This is a genomic window from Psychrobacter sp. 1Y4 (genome assembly GCF_051847555.1).
The window spans coordinates 209,612-230,714 of the sequence record NZ_JBPYDE010000001.1; the positions used below are offsets into that span (position 1 = coordinate 209,612).

Consider the following 21,103-nt stretch of genomic DNA (forward strand, 5'->3'; position numbering starts at 1 on the left):
TCATTCAAATGACTGACGTCAGCAAATGGTATGGCGACTTCCAGGTTTTGAGCGACTGTACTGCCCACGTACATAGGGGTGATGTGGTAGTGGTTTGTGGCCCATCGGGCAGTGGTAAATCGACCTTGATTAAGACTGTCAATGGTCTTGAGCCTTTTCAACAAGGTGAGATTATGGTCAATGGTATTTCAGTCGGTGCGCCAAAGACTGACCTACCTAAGCTGCGTAGTAGCGTTGGTATGGTGTTTCAGCACTTTGAGCTGTTTCCACATTTAACCATTATCGACAATCTGACCGTCGCACAAATTAAAGTATTGGGCCGTAAAGAGTCTGAGGCCAAAAAGAAAGCGATGGCATATTTGGATCGGGTGGGACTGACAGCGCAAGCGGCGAAGTATCCGGCCGAGTTGTCTGGAGGTCAACAGCAGCGGGTCGCCATTGCCCGTGCGCTTGCAATGGATCCCGTAGCGATGCTGTTCGATGAACCAACCTCCGCTCTTGACCCTGAGATGATTCAAGAAGTACTTGATGTGATGGTCGAGCTGACACGCGACGGTATGACAATGATGTGTGTGACTCATGAGATGGGCTTTGCCAGCCAGGTGGCCAATCGTATTATTTTTATGGATGAGGGCTATATCGTTGAGAATTGTAGTAAGGATGAATTCTTTGAAGGCGCGAAAAGTGAACGCGCGCAGATGTTTTTGTCAAAGATTTTGAACCATTAAAAGTTTATTTCATTTTATAATGATATCAAGCGTCTATAAATAGGCGCTTTTTTGTGTAAGTAAGTTTATATCCTCAATATTGAAATGAGTGACTACATCGTAAGCGATGCGGGAGAATAGATGAGTGCATGGCTGTTTACTGATACAATAAGAGCAATCATATCCAGCAAATTTTGTAAAACTTAACAAACATAATAGTCAACTTAATGGGAGCTTATATGAGTGCAGAACATTCATCTACATCAAAAGGTATCGTCATTGTTGGGGCAGGACTGGCGGGTTGGCATGTCATTGACGCCATTCGTGCGAAAGATAAAGACATTGCAATCACGTTGGTCACGACAGATAGTGCAGATCGTTACCACAAGCCCATGCTAACCATGGCGATTAGTCAAAACAAACGCGCGTCGGACTTAGTACGGGCTACAGGTAGTGATGCAGCTAAGAATGCAAACGTCAATTTACTTGCCAATACCCAAGTCAGTGACATCGATGCAGCCAGTCAGCAATTACATCTTATCTCTGCTACGCGCTCAGATCCGGCCAATGTGGATTACGCCACTATTGGCTATGATAAATTAGTACTAGCAATGGGCGCTCATCCTATCTTTCCGCAAAGCTTGCCAGAAGATTTGGTTTGGCACGTTAATCATATTGAACGCTTTGGTCAACTGCAAGAAAAGCTGGCAACGGGTAGTCAACATGTCGCTATCGTCGGAGCGGGTATGGTTGGGACGGAGATTGCAGAAGATTTATTAAAAGCTGGGCATGAGGTGACGCTGATTGATTTAAATGATGCACCGCTTTCACAAATGCTACCGTCAAAAGCCACAGCTCGTATCGCTCAAGCAGTCAAATCTCAAGGGATTAACTTTTTGGGTGGTTATCAAGTGTCTGACGTGACGCGTGTTAGCGACAGCGCCAATGATAATGACAGTACAAGTGGCCATGATAAATTACAAGTAAACTATAAGCCGATAGCAGGTGCCGACTCTACGGCTGATCAGCAGCCTGAACCCTTAATCGTAGACCATGTGATAGCTAGTACAGGCCTCACTGTCGATGATAAATTGCCTGCCGCTGCTGGGGTTGAGTTCAATCGCCGTACCGGTATCGTGGTCGATGCGACAACATTACGTACCAATGCTTCTAATATTTATGCTATTGGTGACTGCATGTCCATCAATGGCGTTGCCTGTCGTTATGTCGCGCCACTACGAGCACAAGCGGCTACCATTGCCGACGATATATTAGGTCATGAGCATGAGGGCTATGAGCATAAGCCACCGATGATTCGTTTAAAAAATAAAGCCATCTCTGTCATGGCGACTGGTGTGCCACAAGCGACAGGCAATTGGCAGGTAAAGACTGAAACTGATGACGAGTTAATCATGGATTTGCTAGATGATAACGACGAAGTCAGTGCGACAGTGACTATTAAAGCGCCTGTCATGCCTAAAGCTTAATTGCTAAAACTTCTTAAATCATAGCCAGTGCTGCCATCCCAATGCAGCGCTGGCTTTTTTTAATATCTAGCGGATACTTTTTGTTAATCGTTAACTTGATGGTACTGCGCAACAATCATAATCGATACGTACTGTATCAATATTGTTGACAGGCTTTTATTTGAGGCGCTATATTGGTTAGGGCATGATTTAACTAGATCATATAGTTAACAGAATATTCAAGGAGGAATATTGTATTTACCTTAGCAGCGCTTTGAATGCTTATAAGGCAACAATCAAACTAATAGCAAAACGAAAGGACTCGTTATGACTCAGCTTATCGATTTCGACAGTATTCTTAATAATGTTCCCAAAGTTAATGTAGGTGCGCGCTCAGCGAATGCGCCACTGTCTCAAAGCCATGATAAAGGACTTGATGTGCCGCTGATTGAAGCGACCATCGGTGATTTTTTCGATGCCATTGTCCATAAATATCCTGAGCGTGAAGCACTGGTTTCGCGTCATCAGAATATCCGTTGGACCTATCGCGAGCTACAAGAAAAGGTTAATCAACTGGCTAGTGCCATGATTGAGATGGGGCTTGAAATAGGTGATCGTATCGCTATTTGGTCGCACAACAATAGCGAATGGTTGCTGATGCAATTAGCGACAGCGAAAATCGGTGTCATCTTAGTTAATATTAATCCTGCCTATCGTACCTTTGAGCTGCAATATGCGCTGAATAAATTGGGCTGCTCGGCCTTGGTATTGATGCGTCATTTTAAAACCAGTGACTATACGCAAATGATTCGCGAGCTATGCCCTGAAATTTATCATAAAAGCTATCAACAGCTTGATTTGGTGGAGATTCCAACCATTGAGCGCATTATTTGGATTGATGAGCCAGAGAGCGATGAAGACTTTAATTTTATGCAAAAGTTCTCTAGTTGGATGGCAGAGGGAGATGCCAATGACCCTCGCGTTGCAAAACGCCAAGCCCAGCTCAAAAACACCGACGCTATTAGCGTGCAGTTTACCAGTGGCACAACTGGCACACCCAAAGGCGCCACCTTAACGCATCGTAATATCCTAAATAACGGCTATTTTATGGGCGAAGGAATGAAACTTACCGAAGAGGATAGGCTATGTATCCCATTGCCACTCTATCATTGCTTTGGCATGGTGGGTGGCAACTTAGCCATTTTAACCCATGGTGGTTGCGCGGTTTATCCCAATGATGGCTTTGATCCGCTGACAGTATTGCAAACAGTGGAGGCAGAAAAATGTACCGCCTTACTTGGCGTCCCGACGATGTTTATCGCGGAGCTGGATCATCCAGATTTTGATAGTTTTGATTTGTCCAGTTTGCGCACCGGTATCATGGGCGGCTCTAGCTGCCCTATTGAGGTCATGCGCCGCGTCATGGATAAAATGCACATGAGTGAAGTAACCATTGCTTATGGCATGACCGAGACCAGTCCAGCTTCTTGTCAGACCAGCTCACAAACGCCCCTTGAAAAGAGAGTGTCGACAGTAGGGATGGTGCTGCCAGCGCTTGAGGTCAAAATCGTGGATACCGAAACGGGTGATGTTGTCCCGATTGGAGAGACAGGCGAGCTACTCACATACGGCTATGCGGTCATGAAAGGCTATTGGGGCAGCCGTTTTAAAACTCGAAAAGCCATTCAGGATGGCTGGATGCATACGGGTGATTTGGCAACGATGGACGAAGACGGCTACATTACGGTGGTTGGGCGTAGTAAAGATATGATCATTCGTGGCGGCGAAAATATCTATCCTGTAGAAGTCGAAAATTACCTTTATCGTCATCCTAAGATACGTGATGTACAAATCGTTGGCGTGCCTGACAAAAAATATGGGGAAGTGTTGGCGGCGTGGATCATTACCAAAGAGCCGGGAAATTTGACCGAAGAAGAGATAAGGCAATTTTGTCGTGACCATATCGCTCATTATAAAGTGCCGACCTATTTTCGCTTCGTAGATGCATATCCAATGACCGTGACGGGCAAAATTCAGAAGTATAAAATCGTTGAACAAATGATAGAGGAGCTAGGTTTAGAGTAGACTATGGTAGATAGATAGCTGCTAACAAACATAAGTCATTAATTTATAAGCATTAATTTATAAGTGCTATTTTTATAAAGACTTACAACTGAATGCTAAAGATATAAAGACAGAAGTGTTAAACACTGATAAAGTCAGCTTTATGCCCTAGTGGTAGCAAGCTGATTTTTTACTTCTGGTTATACTTAATACTGACAAATCAGTAATGGAAGATGTGTCTTTCTTAAAAATTGCTTTTAAATGATACATATTGTATCGATAATATTGACAGTCTTTCATTTGAAGCGTTACTATAGATAATAATATATGATATAGATTCAAGGATGAAAAATCGGCTTACGGGCTGTTTTTATATAGAATAAAAAGATAAAACGAAAGGACTCGTTATGACACAAAATATTGATTTCGATACTATCCTAGCTAACATTCCCAGCGTCAACATGGGTGCGCGCTCAGCCAATGCGCCACTTTCTCAAAGCTACGACAAAGGTCCTGATGTACCACTGATTGAAGCGACTATCGGTGATTTTTTCGATGCTATTGTCTCTAAATATCCAGAGCGTGAAGCATTGGTCGTTCGCCATCAAGGTATCCGCTGGACTTATCAGCAACTACAACAAAAGGTCAATCAACTCGCCAGCGCCATTATAGAGATGGGACTTGAGATTGGTGATCGCATCGGTATCTGGTCGCACAACAATAGCGAGTGGCTTTTGATGCAATTAGCGACCGCTAAAGTTGGCGTTATCCTCGTCAATATTAATCCTGCCTATCGCACCTTTGAATTACAGTATGCCTTGAATAAATTGGGCTGCTCGGCACTCGTATTAATGCGCCATTTCAAGACTAGCGATTATACGCAAATGGTACGTGAGCTGTGTCCAGAGATTTATCATAAAACTTATAATCAGCTAGATTTGGTCGAAATACCGACGATTGAGCGTATTATTTGGATTGATGAGCCAGGTAATGATGAGACTTTTAGTTATATGCAAAGGTTCTCTGACTGGATAAGCGAAGGTGATGCTAACGACCCACGCGTTGCCGAACGGCAAGCGCAGCTCAAAAATACTGACGCTATTAATGTGCAATTTACCAGTGGTACGACTGGCACGCCAAAAGGTGCGACCTTAACCCATCGTAATATCTTAAATAACGGCTACTTTATCGGTGAGGCGATGAACCTCACTTTCGATGATATATTGTGTATTCCTGTGCCGCTTTATCACTGTTTCGGTATGGTACTTGGTAATTTAGCCATTTTGACCCATGGCGGTTGTATTGTATATCCTAACGATGGTTTTGATCCATTAAGTGTCCTGCAAGCAGTCGAAGAAGAAAAGTGTACTGGTTTGCATGGGGTGCCAACGATGTTTATCGCGATGCTCGATCATCCAGATTTTGACCAATATGATTTATCCACTTTGCGTACCGGTATTATGGCAGGCTCGAGCTGTCCGATTGAAGTCATGCGCCGCGTCATTGATGAGATGCACATGAGCGAGGTCACTATTGCTTATGGTATGACCGAGACCAGTCCAGTATCTTGTCAGACAAACAAGCACACACCGCTTGAAAAGCAGGTTTCCACTGTCGGACTGGTGCAGCCAGCGCTCGAAGTCAAGATCATCGATACCGAAACAGGTGAGACTGTCCCGCTAGGAGAAAAAGGCGAGCTACTCACGCGCGGCTATTCGGTGATGAAAGGCTATTGGGGTGACCGCTTCAAAACTCGCGCGTCCATTCAAGATAATTGGATGCACACAGGGGATTTGGCTACTATGGATGAAGATGGTTATGTCAAAGTGGTAGGCCGTAGCAAAGACATGGTCATTCGTGGTGGTGAGAATATCTACCCAGTAGAGATTGAAAACTATCTATATCGCCATCCTAAGATTCGCGATGTGCAAATCGTTGGCATACCTGATGCTAAGTACGGTGAAGTATTAGCAGCATGGATTATTCCCAAAGAGCCTGATTGCTTAACCGAAGAAGAGGTGAAGGAATTTTGCCGTAATAACATTGCCCATTATAAAATACCGACCTACTATCGTTTCGTCGAAGAATACCCGATGACCATTACAGGCAAGATTCAAAAGTATAAAATCGTTGAGATGATGAAAGACGAGCTGAGCTTGTAATAAGCTTGTTTATAAGGTCTAAAATATTTGAACCTAAAACATCTGAGCCTAAAATATTAAAGATTAATTATGTGAGTAACGCTTAGAATAATCTGCCTAAAAAAGCTACTTACCTCTACGCATTAAAGAAAAGGGATATCATGAGTACTATCATAACCAGTAAGTTGAGCCCAAACGCGAGCGACTTTCAGCAAAACAGTGCTGCTATGCAAGAAGTGGTCGACGACTTATATATACACCTGCGTAAGGTCGCTCAAGGCGGCTCAGAGCGTGCCCGTGCCAAGCATTTGGCGCGTGGTAAGCTACTCCCGCGCGAGCGTGTCGAGCGCTTGCTTGATGTGGGTACGTCATTTTTAGAAGTGGCTCCAATGGCCGCGCATGATATGTATGGCGAGGATATTCCCGCAGCTGGCGTGATTGCTGGTATTGGCCGTATCAACGGTACTGAATGCATGATCGTCTGTAATGATGCTACGGTAAAAGGCGGCACGTACTATCCGATGACGGTCAAAAAGCACTTGCGCGCGCAAGAAATCGCCCAAGAAAACAACTTACCTTGTGTATATTTGGTGGACTCAGGCGGCGCGAACTTGCCAAACCAAGATGACGTATTCCCAGACAAAGAGCACTTTGGTCGTATTTTCTTTAATCAGGCCAATATGAGTGCTGCAGGCATTCCACAGATTGCCGTAGTCATGGGTAGCTGTACGGCGGGTGGCGCTTATGTGCCAGCGATGAGTGACGAATCTATTATCGTCAAAGACCAAGGCACCATCTTTTTGGGTGGGCCACCACTTGTGAAAGCAGCAACGGGGGAGGAGGTCACCGCTGAAGATTTGGGCGGTGGCGACGTGCATACTCGCCTGTCGGGGGTCGTCGATCATTTAGCACAAAGCGATACCCATGCGTTGTCGATTGCCCGTAATATCGTCAGTCATCTCAATCGTCCTGCTAAGCAAATTCCGAATCAAATCAAACCCCGTCCACCACGTTATGATGCCAAAGAGCTATATGGCGTCATTCCAACAGACAAGCGTAAACCTTTTGATATTAAAGAAATCATCGCTCGTATCGTCGATGACAGTGCCTTTGATGAATTTAAAGCGCGCTTCGGTACCACGCTAGTTTGTGGTTTTGCGCATATCGAAGGCATGCCAGTCGGCATTATCGCCAATAACGGTATCTTGTTTAGTGAGTCAGCGCAAAAAGGCACACACTTCATTGAGCTATGTTGTAAGCGTAAAATTCCATTAGTATTTTTGCAGAATATTACTGGCTTTATGGTCGGGCGTAAGTATGAAAACGAAGGTATCGCTCGTCACGGTGCTAAGATGGTGATGGCAGTTGCCAATGCCAAAGTGCCGAAGTTTACCGTTATTGTCGGTGGCTCATTTGGTGCCGGTAACTACGGCATGTGTGGCCGTGCTTATAGCCCTCGTTTCTTGTGGATGTGGCCAAATGCGCGTATTTCTGTCATGGGCGGTGAGCAAGCAGCCTCAGTACTGGCAACCGTCAAGCGTGATAATTTTGACCGTAAGGGCGAAGAATGGAGTAGCGAGGATGAGGCTGCATTTAAAGAGCCGATTCTTGATATGTATGAGAAGCAGGGCCATCCCTATTATGCGACGGCGCGCCTGTGGGATGATGGCGTGATTGATCCTGCTGATACTCGTAACGTACTGGCTTTAGGTCTTAGCGCTGCCTATAATGCACCGATTGAAGAGACGACTTATGGGGTCTTTAGAATGTAAGAATTTTAAGGTCTGCCCATAATAATTTACTACTGCGTCAACCTTATTTGAAGTACGATTTGTACATCTACATTCGGTTTCCTTGTATTAATATTATTATGGATTGACTAAAAGTTTGATTAAGTGTCTTTTAATTAATTATCTATAAAAAGATACATACATAGGAAATATAGAGAAAGTTACTATAAAACATTGAGATAACCCTTTATGAATAACTATAAAAGCCTATTGGTTGATATTGAGCAGCACGTAGCGACGGTGACGTTAAATCGTCCTGAGATACGTAATGCCTTTAATGATGAAATGATTGCCGAGCTGACCGAGGTTTTTACCACGCTTGGCGCTGATGATAATGTGCGAGTCATCGTGTTAGCGGCTGCCGGCAAAGCGTTCTGTGCGGGTGCCGATCTTAACTGGATGCGTGCCATGGCAGATTATAGCTATGAAGAAAATCTAGCGGACGCTGATAAACTCGCGCAAATGCTTAAAACTATCTATGAGTGTCCTAAGCCGACAGTTGCTGCTATTCAAGGTGACGTTTATGCAGGTGGTATGGGTCTAGTGGCTGTTTGTGATGTGGCTATCGCCGTTAAGATTGCGAACTTTTGCTTGAGTGAAGTGCGTTTGGGACTAGCCCCTGCAACGATTAGCCCTTATGTTATTAGAGCGCTAGGTGCTAGAGCATCACAGCGTTATTTCTTAAGTGCTGAAGTGTTTGATGCCAAAAAAGCGCGTCAGCTTGGTTTTATCCACGAGCGAGTCAGCGAAGAAGTATTAGATGAGGCAGTGGCAACATTCTGTGCCAAGATGGTCAAAAACAGCCCCGATGCGGTTAAAACTTGCAAGCAGCTGTTGCATGATATTGCAGGCGCGCCTATTAGTGATGACTTAATTGCCGATACGGTAAAAGGCATTGCTGATATCCGTTCATCCACACAAGGTAAGGAAGGCGTACAAGCGTTTTTGCAAAAACGTAAGCCTGACTGGTTGACGGTAGACTAGCCGCAAACAACGATAGCCAAGACGACAAATAAAAATGACAAGACACAGGGATAGTTATGTTTTCTAAAATTCTAATCGCCAACCGTGGTGAAATTGCCTGCCGGGTGGCCGCGACTGCCAAGCGTCTGGGTGTGAATACCGTCGCTGTTTATTCTGATGCTGACCGCGAAGCCAAGCATGTCGCTGTCTGTGATGAAGCGGTTTATTTGGGTGGATCGTCCCCGAAAGATAGCTATCTTAAAGGCGATGCGATCATTGCAATTGCTCTCGATGTTGGCGCACAAGCGATCCATCCGGGTTATGGGTTTTTGAGTGAAAATGCGGATTTTGCGCAAGCCTGTCAAGACGCAGGTCTGGTCTTTATTGGTCCATCTGCCGATGCGATTCGCGCCATGGGCGGTAAGTCTGAGTCCAAGCGTTTGATGGAAGCGGCAGGCGTGCCACTGATACCGGGTTATCATGGTGACAATCAAGATGCCCAGTTTTTAAAACAGCAAGCAGATGATATTGGCTATCCGGTATTGATTAAAGCCAGCGCTGGCGGTGGCGGTAAAGGCATGCGTATCGTAGAGCAGGGCAGCGACTTTATTGACTTGTTAGATTCATGTCGCCGTGAAGCGATTACCAGCTTTGGTAATGATCAAGTATTGATTGAAAAATACGCCCTCAAACCACGCCATATCGAGATCCAAGTATTCGGTGATACGCACGGCAACTATGTGCATCTGTTTGAGCGTGATTGCTCGGTACAGCGTCGCCATCAAAAGGTGCTAGAAGAAGCACCAGCGCCAGGCGTTGATGAGGCTATGCGTAAAGCGATGGGGACAGCAGCGATAGAAGCCGCGCGTGCCGTTAGCTATGTTGGTGCAGGTACGGTTGAATTCATCGTTGAACAGCGCGAAGGCGCTATGAGTTTTTATTTCATGGAGATGAACACCCGTCTGCAAGTTGAGCATCCAGTCAGTGAGGCCATTACTGGTGTAGACTTGGTTGAATGGCAACTCTTGGTCGCGGCAGGTCAGCCATTACCAAAAACGCAAGATGAGCTTGCGATCAATGGTCATGCGATTGAAGCGCGTATCTGTGCTGAAAATCCTGACAATGACTTCTTACCAGCGACAGGTACTTTATTTACCTATCAAAAGCCTGAACATAGTACCTTTATAATTAATAATGACAGCGCAGGCGTGCGCATCGATGATGGTGTACGCGAAGGTGATGTAATCAGCCCGTTTTACGACTCTATGATTGCAAAGCTTATCGTTCATGCGCCAACGCGCGAGCAAGCATTGGCGAAACTCGATCGAGCACTGGGACAAACGCGCATCGTTGGTTTACCGACGAATGTGGCGTTTTTGCGTTATATTCTTAATACTGAGTCATTTAGTAAAGCCAATCTTGATACTGCGTTGATTGAACGTGAGCATGATGAGTTGTTTAATCAGCATCCGCTTGAGTTATCGACGCTGGTTGTGACTGCTATTACGCAGCAGCTTGCCAGTGAAGGCGCTGCCCAAGGTACAGATGCAGATCCATTTAGTAAGCCTACTGGTTTTCGTGCTTATAACGATTATACAAGATCGTTTAGCTTGGTTTATGATGAGCAATCTTATAGCGCTCGTATTAGCAATTGGCACAACGCACATTATTCTGACAGCAAAAAGGGTGCTGAAAATACCAGCAGCTTTACATTGATTATTGAAAAAGAGATCGCAAGTAACGATACTCAAAATAATGTTAATGTAGCCGCTCAGACAGAAAGTATTTATGAGAGTGATGTGAGTTACGCCAGCAGCGACGCACATAATCATACTTTATGGATTGATGGCGCACGTATTAGCGCTCAAAGTTGGGTACATAATGAGATCGTTTATGTGTTCACCGACAGCGGTCGTGACGAGATTACGCTGATCGATATCATGGCGCACGTGGGCGAAGAGTCTGCAGCGGTCGGCAGCTTAAAGTCACCAATGCCAGGTCAGGTAGTGGCATTTAAAGTAGAAGTCGGCGACACAGTCAAAAAAGGTGAGCCACTCGCTGTTATTGAAGCAATGAAAATCGAACATACCATTACCGCACCGACTGATGGGGTAGTGGCAGAGTTGTTATTTGCAGCAGGTGACTCAGTGGCTGATGGTGATGAGCTGCTCCGTATCGATACCGAAGCTAGTGAAGCTTAAGAACCGAAGTATAAGGGCAATAAAAGGATAATAACCATGAGCCATTCGTATCCAGACCATGTCAGAATCGTTGATGTTAGTCCACGTGATGGCTTGCAAAATGAATCAACGACAGTGCCAACTGCAGTGAAGCAGACGCTTATCAACGATTTAATCGCAGCAGGGGTGAAAAAGCTGGAGGCAACCAGCTTCGTCTCGCCAAAATGGGTGCCACAAATGGGCGACAACAGTGAGCTGATGACCGCGCTTGCAGGTAATAAGCGTGATGACGTTATCTATTCGGTACTGGTACCAAATATGCGCGGTTTTGAGAATGCCATCGTGCACCGTCCTGATGAAATCGTAATTTTTGGTTCAGCCAGTGAAACCTTTAGTCAGAAAAACATCAATTGTAGTATTGATGAAAGTATTGAACGTTTTGCCCCCGTTGCCGCTGCGGCAAAAGAGCATGGCATCAAAGTGCGCGGCGTTATCTCTTGTACGGTCGGTTGCCCTTATGAGGGCGAGATTGACCCAAGCCAAGTGGCGTACGTGACCAAGCGTTTGGTTGAGATTGGTTCAGAGCAGATTGGTATTGCCGATACCATTGGTGTTGGTACTCCGTTGAAAGTACAGCGCGCGCTACAAGCCGCTTTAGAATATGCTGATATAGCTATGCTATCAGGCCATTTTCATGATACTTATGGTCAAGCCGTTAGTAATACCTTGGCCGCCTTACAGATGGGCGTCAGCGAATTTGATACCTCAGTGGCGGGGCTTGGCGGCTGTCCGTATGCCAAAGGCGCAACGGGCAATGTCGCAACCGAGGATGTCGTCTATATGCTGCATGGTATGGGCATTAGCACTGGCATTGATTTAGATAAATTGGTCGTAACAGGTGAGCGTATTAGTGAGTTTCTCGGTCGCCGCAATGGTTCTAGCGTGGCACGTGCGCTGATTAATAAGCGTCAGTCCTAACTAAATGCACTGAAGATGTAATGGCTCTAAAAACAGATTAAAATTTAATTATTAAAACATTTATATACAAGGAATAGTTATGAGTTTACCTGGATTAAATTTTCAGCTTGGCGAAGATATCGACGCGTTACGTGATGTGGTACAGCAGTTTGCGGCTAATGAGATTGCCCCGCGCGCGGCTGAAATTGACAGTAGCGATGAGTTTCCAATGGATTTGTGGCAAAAGATGGGCGACCTAGGTCTGCATGGTATTACCGTTCCTGAAGAGTACGGTGGTGCTGATATGGGCTACGTCGCCCATATGGTCGCGATGGAAGAGATTAGCCGCGCTTCTGCATCCGTCGCTCTAAGCTATGGCGCGCACTCAAACCTATGTATCAACCAGATTAAACGCAATGGTAATGAGGCACAAAAACAAAAGTATTTACCAAAATTAATCAGTGGTGAATTCGTTGGTGCACTTGCAATGAGTGAGACGGGCGCTGGCTCTGATGTGGTCAGTATGAAACTAAAAGCAGAAGAAAAAGACGGCAGCTACATATTAAACGGTAGCAAAATGTGGATTACCAATGGTCCTGATGCAGACGTGATGGTTGTTTATGCTAAGACCAACCCTGAGATGGGCGCCAAAGGTATGACGGCATTTATCGTTGAAAAAGGCATGGAAGGCTTTGGTACAGCACAAAAGCTCGACAAACTAGGCATGCGCGGCAGTCATACCGGTGAGATGACCTTTAACAATGTTGAAGTCCCTAAAGAAAATATCTTAGGTGGCGTTGGTGAAGGCGTTAAAGTACTGATGAGTGGTCTTGATTACGAGCGCGCAGTATTGGCCGCAGGTCCTATCGGTATTATGCAAGCAGTGATGGACAATGTCGTCCCTTATATCCACGACCGCAAGCAGTTTGGTCAAGCGATTGGTGAGTTTCAGCTCATTCAAGGTAAAGTCGCAGACATGTATACCATCTTGCAAGCGGGACGTAGCTTCTTATATACTGTCGGTAAAAATCTCGATATGCTAGACCAACGCGGCGCAGGTCATAGTCGAGAAGTACGTAAAGATTGTGCCAGTGTGATTTTATGGTGCGCTGAAAAAGCCACGTGGATGGCGGGCGAGGGCATTCAAATCTTCGGTGGTAATGGCTATACCAATGAGTATCCGCTGGGTCGCTTTTGGCGTGATGCTAAGCTGTATGAAATCGGTGCAGGTACCAGTGAGATTCGCCGTATGCTGGTCGGTCGTGAACTGTTTAACGAGACTAAGTAAAAATTATTGAATGTTCGTTGGATATTAATTTCAAAACAACATCGATACATTAATATCCTCGTGCTAATGGGCTAAATTTTTCTTGCTTGCTGTTCGCAGGCGTGACAGAGGCTGTGAAAACTCATCCCATTAGCACTCTGTATGGGTTTGAAATCGAACAGGCTATAACAAAAAAGCAGGTCGCTCAAAACGTCCTGCTTTTTTTATGTCTATTTTCTATCTTATAAAATCATTATGTCTGTTTGCTATGGTCAAAATAGCGTGCCAGACCATTTAATAATAAATCATCACGCAAGCGCACTGAACGGTTGACGTGCTGGGCGATAATGGATGCATCGCCGCCAGTCATGATCACTTCAAAGTTGGGATGGCGACGGCTAATCTCATTGATCGCCCCAACGATAGATAGTAAGATACCGCGATGTACCGCATCTTGCGTGGTGGTGCCCTGACTGACGCTATCAAAAGTACCGTTAGAGATGGTGATTTGCTTGGTACCAGAAAACAATGACTCACGCTGCAAGTAAATACTGGGGAAAATATAACCGCCTAAATGTGTCGCGTGATCAATCAAATCAATTGTCACCGCTGTACCGCAACCAATTACACATTGACGTTTTTTCTTATCGACCGCGCCCAGCATCTGTAACCAACGATCACAGCCAAGTTGCTCATCATTATAGTCGCTACGCATCAATGGGTGCGCCGCATCGACATGGACAAACTCAAATGGGATGTTTAGACGACTCAGCGTTTCTGTTACTTTGGCGTTGAGCTCGTCACCCAGTACAGACGAGATACCGATAAAGTCAGGTGCATAACGTTCAAAGCGATCGGTTAGACCCATGAGTAATTCGGCAGGCGCTTGCAAATGCTGCTTGGCATCGTGTGCGACTATCTGCCCGATATCATCAGTGAGCCAGTATTTAAGACGGGTGTTTCCAAGATCTAACCAGAGCATAAAAATCCCTTTATATAGTGCTCGTTAAGTATGTGCTCTAAGCCTCACGAGTTACGTCAATACGGCCCGTAAAAAGCGCAGAAATCTTACCGTTATCTTCACGCAATTGCAAACACCCGTTTGTATCGATACTGCAGGCATGACCAGTCACCACATGCGCTTTATCATCATGGTCTTGAGTCACACGTAACCGCAGACCTGCCAGTGCATCCATCGTCGCAAATTCTTGCAAAAAGCTGTCCAGATAATAAGTGTGTCCAGTTGGCTTTTCTATCCCAAAGTGCTCAAAGCGCGTCATCGCTGCTATCAACGCTTTGCTCATTTGTTGATAAAGCGTTTGTAAGGTTGGTAGATTGATATCGTTGCTCTTATTATTGGTATCTGCTTTCAGCATCGCGTAAATGTCTTGTAAGCTGATCGCTTGATAGCTCATGCCTTCGCAAGTTTGCGCGGTTAGCTTTGGTGCAGCTTGTACATTGAGTCCAACACCTATGACCACACCGACCAATTTACCTGCTTTCCATACGGGTTCAATCAAAATACCGGCAAGTTTATTAAATTGAATAATTTGGGTGTCTAGTGTGGCTTTGTTTGATTGAGATTCATCTGGTTTAGGCAGGTTTTGATAAAAGCCCAAGTCATTGGCCCATTTGACGCCAATAGGGGTCAAACCTTGCGCGCGCAGCTGCTCATTTAACGTTTGGATAATAGGCATTTTTGCCAGCTCGACACCGACGAGTAACGATAACAAGCCGCTAATGGATGTATGCACTGGATGGTATAACGACAGATAGACATTGCCGCGCGGTGATTGCCATGAACGCCCCCGTTGCCCACGTCCTGCGCTTTGAGTCTCAGCCGTCAATAGATGTAATTCAGTGGCGCTCAGTGTGTCATCTTGGACACGTTCTATCAGCTCAGTATTGGTAGAGGCGCTGCTGATTACATGACAATGCGTAAGCTCAGATAAATAGACGGAGGTGCTGGCTGATGACGGCATAAATTTAGTCACTGTAGTTAAGGTCGTATGGGTAATCTTTGGTATACTGGCACTTGTCTTAAGTAGACAATATAAGACAAACAGCATAAAGATCGGCTGAGAGTTTGGCAAATGTAATATGGTCGATTATACCTATTTAATACCTCTGATTTAGCTTGAGAGTATGCGCCAAGTAGACAGGCAAAAAAATAAGAAGACAAAAAAGTAGTCAGGCACGACAAAAACATTCAAAAAACAAGCAAAAGGCCAATTCGATGATGTTGTATGTATGGTTTGTGATTGCAGGAGCGTTTGCGGGCGTCAGTGCGGGTTTGTTTGGCGTCGGCGGCGGCATGATTATCGTCCCAGCATTGGTGTGGATTTTTACTGCCTATGATTTTTCACCTGCAGTCGTTACGCATTTAGCGATTGGTACTTCTCTTGCGACCATTGTGGTGACTTCTATTAGCTCATTGACTGCACATAATAAGCGTGGCGGTGTGCGCTGGGAAGTATGGCGCAAGATGGCATTAGGCTTGGTCATCGGTAGTCTAGTGGGTGCAGGCATCGCTGATATGATTGATGGCAAGGTATTGCAGGCCATCATTGGTGTTGGCGCATTATTGGTTGCATTAAAAATGTTGTTTTTATCCAATAAAGAACAATTGGGCAAGCCGTTACCGCCAGCTGGCGTTCAATTTGGCGCGGGGACAGGGATTGGTATGGCATCGTCTATCTTTGGCATCGGCGGTGGTAGTTTGACCGTACCGTTTTTAAATTGGGCAGGACTGCCAATGAAGCAGGCGGTCGGTACTTCAGCGGCTTGCGGTCTACCGATTGCATTGGCTGGCGCGGCAGGATTTGCATGGTTTGGTCAAGATGTGGTCAATCTACCTGAGGGTACGATAGGCTTTGTCCATGTCACAGGATTTATATGTATTTCAGTCGTTAGCTTCGCTATGGCAAAAGTCGGTGCCAAGCTTGCCCATGTATTACCTGCGCTCACGCTTAAGCGTGCCTTTGGCGTGTTGCTATTATTTGCAGGCGGGCAATTATTGTTGAGTGGTATTGGGGTGATTTAGGGCGATTTTTACTTCTTATCAATCGCATCAAGCCCCAGACGCATCCACTTTCTTGCTAACTCATCATGGTCGCTGAGCATACTCCAAAGCGCATCTTCACTAAAGATTGAATACTCTTTACCTGAGTATTCAATTGGCATATCCGCTTCACGATCCGTCATCCATTGCGGATTTAGATAGTAGTCTTTTAATTCGTTTTTCAATGCTTCAGCTTTTAAGAACTGCTGTTGCGCCTCAAGCTGTTGACGATGTAGCTCACACCATTCTTCATATTTTTGTTGTAGTTCTTGCGGGTTATAATCAGTCATCTGAATTTCCTTAATTTTTAGTGTTTATATGAATTATATAGATTTTAAGCCATATTATAGCATTCCTCACAAACCCTAAAAACTCGTCACAATTTCAGGTAGAATAGCCGCCTGTTTTCGCTAAGTTCACTGACCATTCATGCGTTTAAAATCTCTTAAGCTGGCAGGCTTTAAATCCTTTGCCAATCCAACGACTTTTACCTTCCGTCATGGTATCACCGCCATCGTCGGGCCGAACGGCTGTGGCAAATCCAACGTCATCGATGCCATTCGCTGGGTGCTGGGTGAGACCTCTGCCAAGCAGTTACGCGGCGGGGCAATGAGTGATGTCATCTTTGCTGGTACGCAGGATAAATCTGCCAAAAGTGTCGCCAGTGTCGAGCTGACTTTTGAGCACACCCAAGATGAGCAGACGGGCATTCGCCATGAGTTTAACCTCTATCAAGAACTGTCTGTACGCCGGCAAGTAAATAAAGAGGGACGTTCAGACTATTTCATCAATGGCACGCGCTGTCGCCGCCGTGATGTGGTCGATGTGTTCTTGGGCACGGGGCTTGGCGCGCGCAGTTATGCAGTCATTGAGCAAGGTATGATTGGGCGAATTGTAGATTCTAATCCGATGCAGCTGCGTGAGTTTATAGAAGAGGCGGCAGGGGTGTCGCGCTATCAAGCGCGCCGAATAGAGACGCAAAAAAAGCTCGAGAAAACCAAAGACAATCTTGCACGCCTGCACGATATGCAAAGCGAGCTGGTCAGCCAACAAAGGCGCTTATCTAAGCAAGCTGCTAGCGCTGAGCGTTATGAAGAGTTAGCCTTAACGCTTGCTGATATCAAGCAACAACTAGCGATTCAGCAACTGTATCAAGCTAAGCATACTCAGCAGCAGCAAAAAATCGCCCATGAGCGTAGCGCTAATGAGGTCACCACACTACAAGCAAGTTATGACGCGCTAAAAGTCAAGCAAGATAAGCTTGCTGCGCATATCAATCAAGAACAGTGGCTAAAAGACGATGCGCAAAGCAGCCATTATCAGCAGCAGCTAAGCTACCAGCAAGCCGAGCACCAGCTAAGTGATGCCAAGTCACAGCTAACCGTTATTGAACAGCAACGAGTCGGCTCAGAGCAGCAGCGTGAGCAAGCAGTCGATGAGATTGAGCGTTTAAAAGCTGAGCAAGCCACGCAGCAGAATGTGCTAGAAGAACTGCGTCCGCAGCTCGATGAGCTGAGCAGTAAGCGTGAAGCACATAAACGCAATGAGCAACCCTTGCAGCGCGCCTACCATGATGCGCAAAATAAGCTATCACGACTGCAAGATAGTCATCGTGCGCTTGAGCAGCAGCAAGCTATTAATGCTCAAGCGCAAAAACGGCATCAGCAAAACCATGATAAGTGGCAGCGCCGCCAGCAAAACTGGCAGAATCTATGGCAGCAGCTACAGCAGTCATTATCACCAGTTGCCAATACTGACAGAGCTAATGGTAATGGGCAAGAGCAGACTGATGCGAATAATTTGCAGCGCACGTTAGACACGCAAGTTGCTAAGCTAAACAAACAGTTGCAGCAAATTGAGCGCCAATACGATAGCGTCGATGAGCGGCTGTCTGAGCTACAACCACAAGCGCATGATTTACAGCAACTTTTAAACAAGCAGCAGCGCGAGTTGAGCGAGCATGAAAAACGTCACGCAGTTTTAGCAAGTGAGTACGATACTCTACACCAGATATTACATCCTAAGCCTACGCCAAAATCGCAACAGCAAGCATCTATTTCAGGAACTGACAATTTAAAAACTGATTTAGAAAGTGAAATAGCCAACGACTATAATAACTTAGCTATCACCACCTTGCGTGAGCACATTGAGCTCAGCACCAAAGGTCAGCAGTACGCAGAGCTACTCGATAGCGTATTGGCATTATGGCTGGATAGTCATGTGCTGGTCTCTAAACAGTCAAGTACTAAAAAAGTTAACGGCGACGTTCAAGAAGCGAATAACTTATGGCAAGCGCTTGAGCATGACTTAACGGATTTGTTTACTTATCAGAATGTGCAAAACGAACAGATTAATAAACAGGACAATTCTTCAATAGAAAATGGCCATAGCTTGTGGCTATCTACTAAACAAAATGATGTAAACGCAAAGCCAATTATCAACGAAGTGCCAAGCACTTTGATTAATAAAGTATTGCCTTTATCACAGCTGATTAGCGCCCCCAAATTAGCACTTTGGCAGCACTGCTATTTATATAGCGCTCAACCTGAAATTAATACTCAGCAAACGTTAGAAGACTTGACTGAGATTTTAAAAGTGTTGCCATCATCCGCTATTTTACTAACCTCGGACGGCTGGCTTATCAGTCGCCAAGGTACGATGAATCTTAGTAAATTTATTGGTGCGCAAGATGGTCAAAATGATAGCAATAGTCAATTCTTAAGCCAGCGTTTACAGCAGCGCAGCCGTCTACAAGCGTTAGAAGATTTGCTTGATGAGTTTGAAAGCAAAATACAAGCGCAGCAAAAGACCATCGCTAATAACCAGCGCAACTATGATGCGTTAACGGTCAGCTTAGAAGAAACCCGCGCGCAAGCGGAGCAATTAACGCGTGATAAATACAACTATCAGCAGCAGCTCACCACCCAGCGTGCTACCGCTGAGCGCTTGCAAGCGGATAGCCTGAGGCTAAATGCGGATAAGGTTTCCCTTGAGCAGGAACAACAAGAGCTGGCGCAAGAGCAGCAAACCCTCAATCATGAACAGCAGCATATCCAAAGTGAGATAGCGGCGCTGACGCCACAAATAGCGGATGCTCGGGCATTGAGTCAGCAATTGCAGTCCGAGAGCAGTGAGCTAAATCGGACGCGTCAAGCAGACGAGGACGCTTGGCAAGCCTTGCAGCTGCGTATTCAACAAAACGAGATGCGCTTAGAGCATAGCGTTAGTAGCCTTAACCGTGTAAGTGCGCAACATAACAAGTCGCTACAAAGTGAACAACGTCTAAAGGTAAGTTACGAGCAGCAGCAAAATAAACTGCCAGCACTGCAATCAGCATTACAAACTGCGCAGACAGCACGCGATGAGCAGCAGGCAATATTAGCAGAGCGTGAGTTGGCATTAACGGCGCTTAAAGAGGAGTATAGTCAGCAGCAGGCAGAGCTAGAGACGCTACAGCAGACATTGCAGACTCAGCAAAGTGAGCTTGCACATCACGCCACTGAGCTGGCATTAAGTGCAGCGCGGTTAGACGATGCCAGTACTCATACGCAAGAGGCTTTAGAAGCTTATTATAGCGTGACTCACAAATATAAGGCCGATGAGGACTTATCACAGCAGCCCCAGTTAATGACGAGTGTCTCAAATTTATTAGCGGATTTTATCGCGCATGATCGCCGCGTGCGCCCTGACAAAATCGCTGAGCTTGAGCGCGAAAAGACGAAACTTGAGCAGCAACTGAGTAAAATTGGCGCGGTCAATCTCGCGGCAGTGGCAGAGCTGGCGGAAGTCAATGAGCGCTTAGAGCCACTCGCGCAGCAGATAGTAGATATCACAGCCAGTATGGAGACATTGAGCAAGGCGATTGCCTCCATCGACGAGACCACTAAGACCTTGTTTATACAAACGCTTGACGCGGTCAATAACGAGCTTGCCAATTTATTTGCCAAAGTCTTTGGCGGTGGGCAAGCCAGCCTAACGTTAAATACTGATGATATGCCTGCCAATGCACCAAAATCAGAGCAGTGGCGAGCTGGGTTAACCTTAATGGCGCAACCAAAGGGCAAGCGTAATAGTCGCCTTGCCGTACTTTCGGGCGGTGAAAAAACCCTAACCGCGCTGAGTTTAATCTTTGCGATATTCAAGCAGCATCCAGCACCGTTTTGTGTGCTTGATGAAGTTGATGCGCCACTTGATGATGCCAACGTCGCTCGTTTTACTAGCCTCATTCATGAGCTGGCAGACGATTTGCAGTTTATCTTTATCAGCCATAATAAGCTTGCGATGCAAATTGCCGATGAGCTGAAGGGTATTACCATGCCAAATGCTGGTATCTCTACTTTAGTGAGTGTTTCACTCAATGAAGCGGCCAGCTATATCGACAATTAGTATAAATAATCGATATTAATCATTGATAACTGGTATCGGATTTTATACAGACTTTAGTATTATAGTGAGTGCTGAGAGTGTAACGTAACGCAACTATGTCGCGCTGACCATAAACAATTAC

The 21,103-nt window shown here is 45.6% G+C and carries 14 protein-coding genes; 11 read left to right on the forward strand and 3 right to left on the reverse strand.

Annotation, left to right across the window (positions count from 1 at the left end):
- Window positions 1–8 precede the first annotated feature (8 nt).
- The 9 genes from ACS8FC_RS00905 to ACS8FC_RS00945 all read left to right on the forward strand — a co-directional run bounded on the left by ACS8FC_RS00905 (window position 9) and on the right by ACS8FC_RS00945 (window position 13,556).
- Window positions 9–728 carry an amino acid ABC transporter ATP-binding protein gene (locus ACS8FC_RS00905; RefSeq protein WP_439295659.1) on the forward strand — a complete coding sequence of 240 codons (720 nt, stop codon included), beginning with the start codon at window positions 9–11 and terminating at the stop codon, window positions 726–728.
- Between the two features lie 218 nt (window positions 729–946).
- Entirely contained in the window at window positions 947–2,194 is a 1,248-nt protein-coding gene (locus ACS8FC_RS00910) for an FAD-dependent oxidoreductase (RefSeq protein ID WP_439295595.1), read from the forward strand.
- 306 nt (window positions 2,195–2,500) lie between these two features.
- Complete coding sequence (locus ACS8FC_RS00915; RefSeq protein ID WP_439295596.1) at window positions 2,501–4,258, forward strand: AMP-binding protein; 1,758 nt, start codon at window positions 2,501–2,503, stop codon at window positions 4,256–4,258.
- A gap of 386 nt (window positions 4,259–4,644) precedes the next feature.
- A complete protein-coding gene (locus tag ACS8FC_RS00920) occupies window positions 4,645–6,399 on the forward strand; it encodes an AMP-binding protein (RefSeq protein WP_439295597.1) in 1,755 nt (584 codons plus the stop codon).
- A gap of 140 nt (window positions 6,400–6,539) precedes the next feature.
- Window positions 6,540–8,150: a carboxyl transferase domain-containing protein gene (locus tag ACS8FC_RS00925; RefSeq protein WP_439295598.1), complete on the forward strand. Its 1,611-nt coding sequence runs from the start codon at window positions 6,540–6,542 to the stop codon at window positions 8,148–8,150.
- A gap of 207 nt (window positions 8,151–8,357) precedes the next feature.
- The gene (locus ACS8FC_RS00930) at window positions 8,358–9,152 is read left to right on the forward strand and encodes an enoyl-CoA hydratase/isomerase family protein (RefSeq protein ID WP_439262790.1); all 795 of its coding nucleotides are present in this window, start codon (window positions 8,358–8,360) and stop codon (window positions 9,150–9,152) included.
- Between the two features lie 56 nt (window positions 9,153–9,208).
- Window positions 9,209–11,332: an acetyl/propionyl/methylcrotonyl-CoA carboxylase subunit alpha gene (locus tag ACS8FC_RS00935; protein WP_439295599.1), complete on the forward strand. Its 2,124-nt coding sequence runs from the start codon at window positions 9,209–9,211 to the stop codon at window positions 11,330–11,332.
- 36 nt (window positions 11,333–11,368) lie between these two features.
- Window positions 11,369–12,289: a hydroxymethylglutaryl-CoA lyase gene (locus tag ACS8FC_RS00940; RefSeq protein ID WP_439295600.1), complete on the forward strand. Its 921-nt coding sequence runs from the start codon at window positions 11,369–11,371 to the stop codon at window positions 12,287–12,289.
- Window positions 12,290–12,368: 79 nt separating this feature from the next.
- Window positions 12,369–13,556 (forward strand): isovaleryl-CoA dehydrogenase, encoded by a 1,188-nt coding sequence (locus ACS8FC_RS00945; protein ID WP_299218180.1) that lies wholly within the window; start codon window positions 12,369–12,371, stop codon window positions 13,554–13,556.
- Between the two features lie 232 nt (window positions 13,557–13,788).
- Here the strand turns inward: ACS8FC_RS00945 and ACS8FC_RS00950 are convergent, their stop codons facing one another.
- A complete protein-coding gene (locus ACS8FC_RS00950; RefSeq protein ID WP_439262786.1) occupies window positions 13,789–14,517 on the reverse strand; it encodes a pantothenate kinase in 729 nt (242 codons plus the stop codon).
- A gap of 37 nt (window positions 14,518–14,554) precedes the next feature.
- Window positions 14,555–15,517: a biotin--[acetyl-CoA-carboxylase] ligase gene (locus ACS8FC_RS00955; RefSeq protein WP_439262784.1), complete on the reverse strand. Its 963-nt coding sequence runs from the start codon at window positions 15,515–15,517 to the stop codon at window positions 14,555–14,557.
- Between the two features lie 257 nt (window positions 15,518–15,774).
- On the opposite strand from ACS8FC_RS00955, the gene ACS8FC_RS00960 reads away from it, so the two are divergent.
- Entirely contained in the window at window positions 15,775–16,578 is an 804-nt protein-coding gene (locus ACS8FC_RS00960; protein WP_439262913.1) for a sulfite exporter TauE/SafE family protein, read from the forward strand.
- An 8-nt stretch (window positions 16,579–16,586) separates the two neighbouring features.
- Here the strand turns inward: ACS8FC_RS00960 and ACS8FC_RS00965 are convergent, their stop codons facing one another.
- Window positions 16,587–16,886, reverse strand: a complete 300-nt coding sequence (locus tag ACS8FC_RS00965) for a DUF4298 domain-containing protein (RefSeq protein WP_439262782.1) — start codon at window positions 16,884–16,886, stop codon at window positions 16,587–16,589.
- A gap of 139 nt (window positions 16,887–17,025) precedes the next feature.
- On the opposite strand from ACS8FC_RS00965, the gene ACS8FC_RS00970 reads away from it, so the two are divergent.
- Window positions 17,026–20,982 carry an AAA family ATPase gene (locus ACS8FC_RS00970; protein WP_439295601.1) on the forward strand — a complete coding sequence of 1,319 codons (3,957 nt, stop codon included), beginning with the start codon at window positions 17,026–17,028 and terminating at the stop codon, window positions 20,980–20,982.
- The last annotated feature ends 121 nt before the right edge of the window (window positions 20,983–21,103 follow it).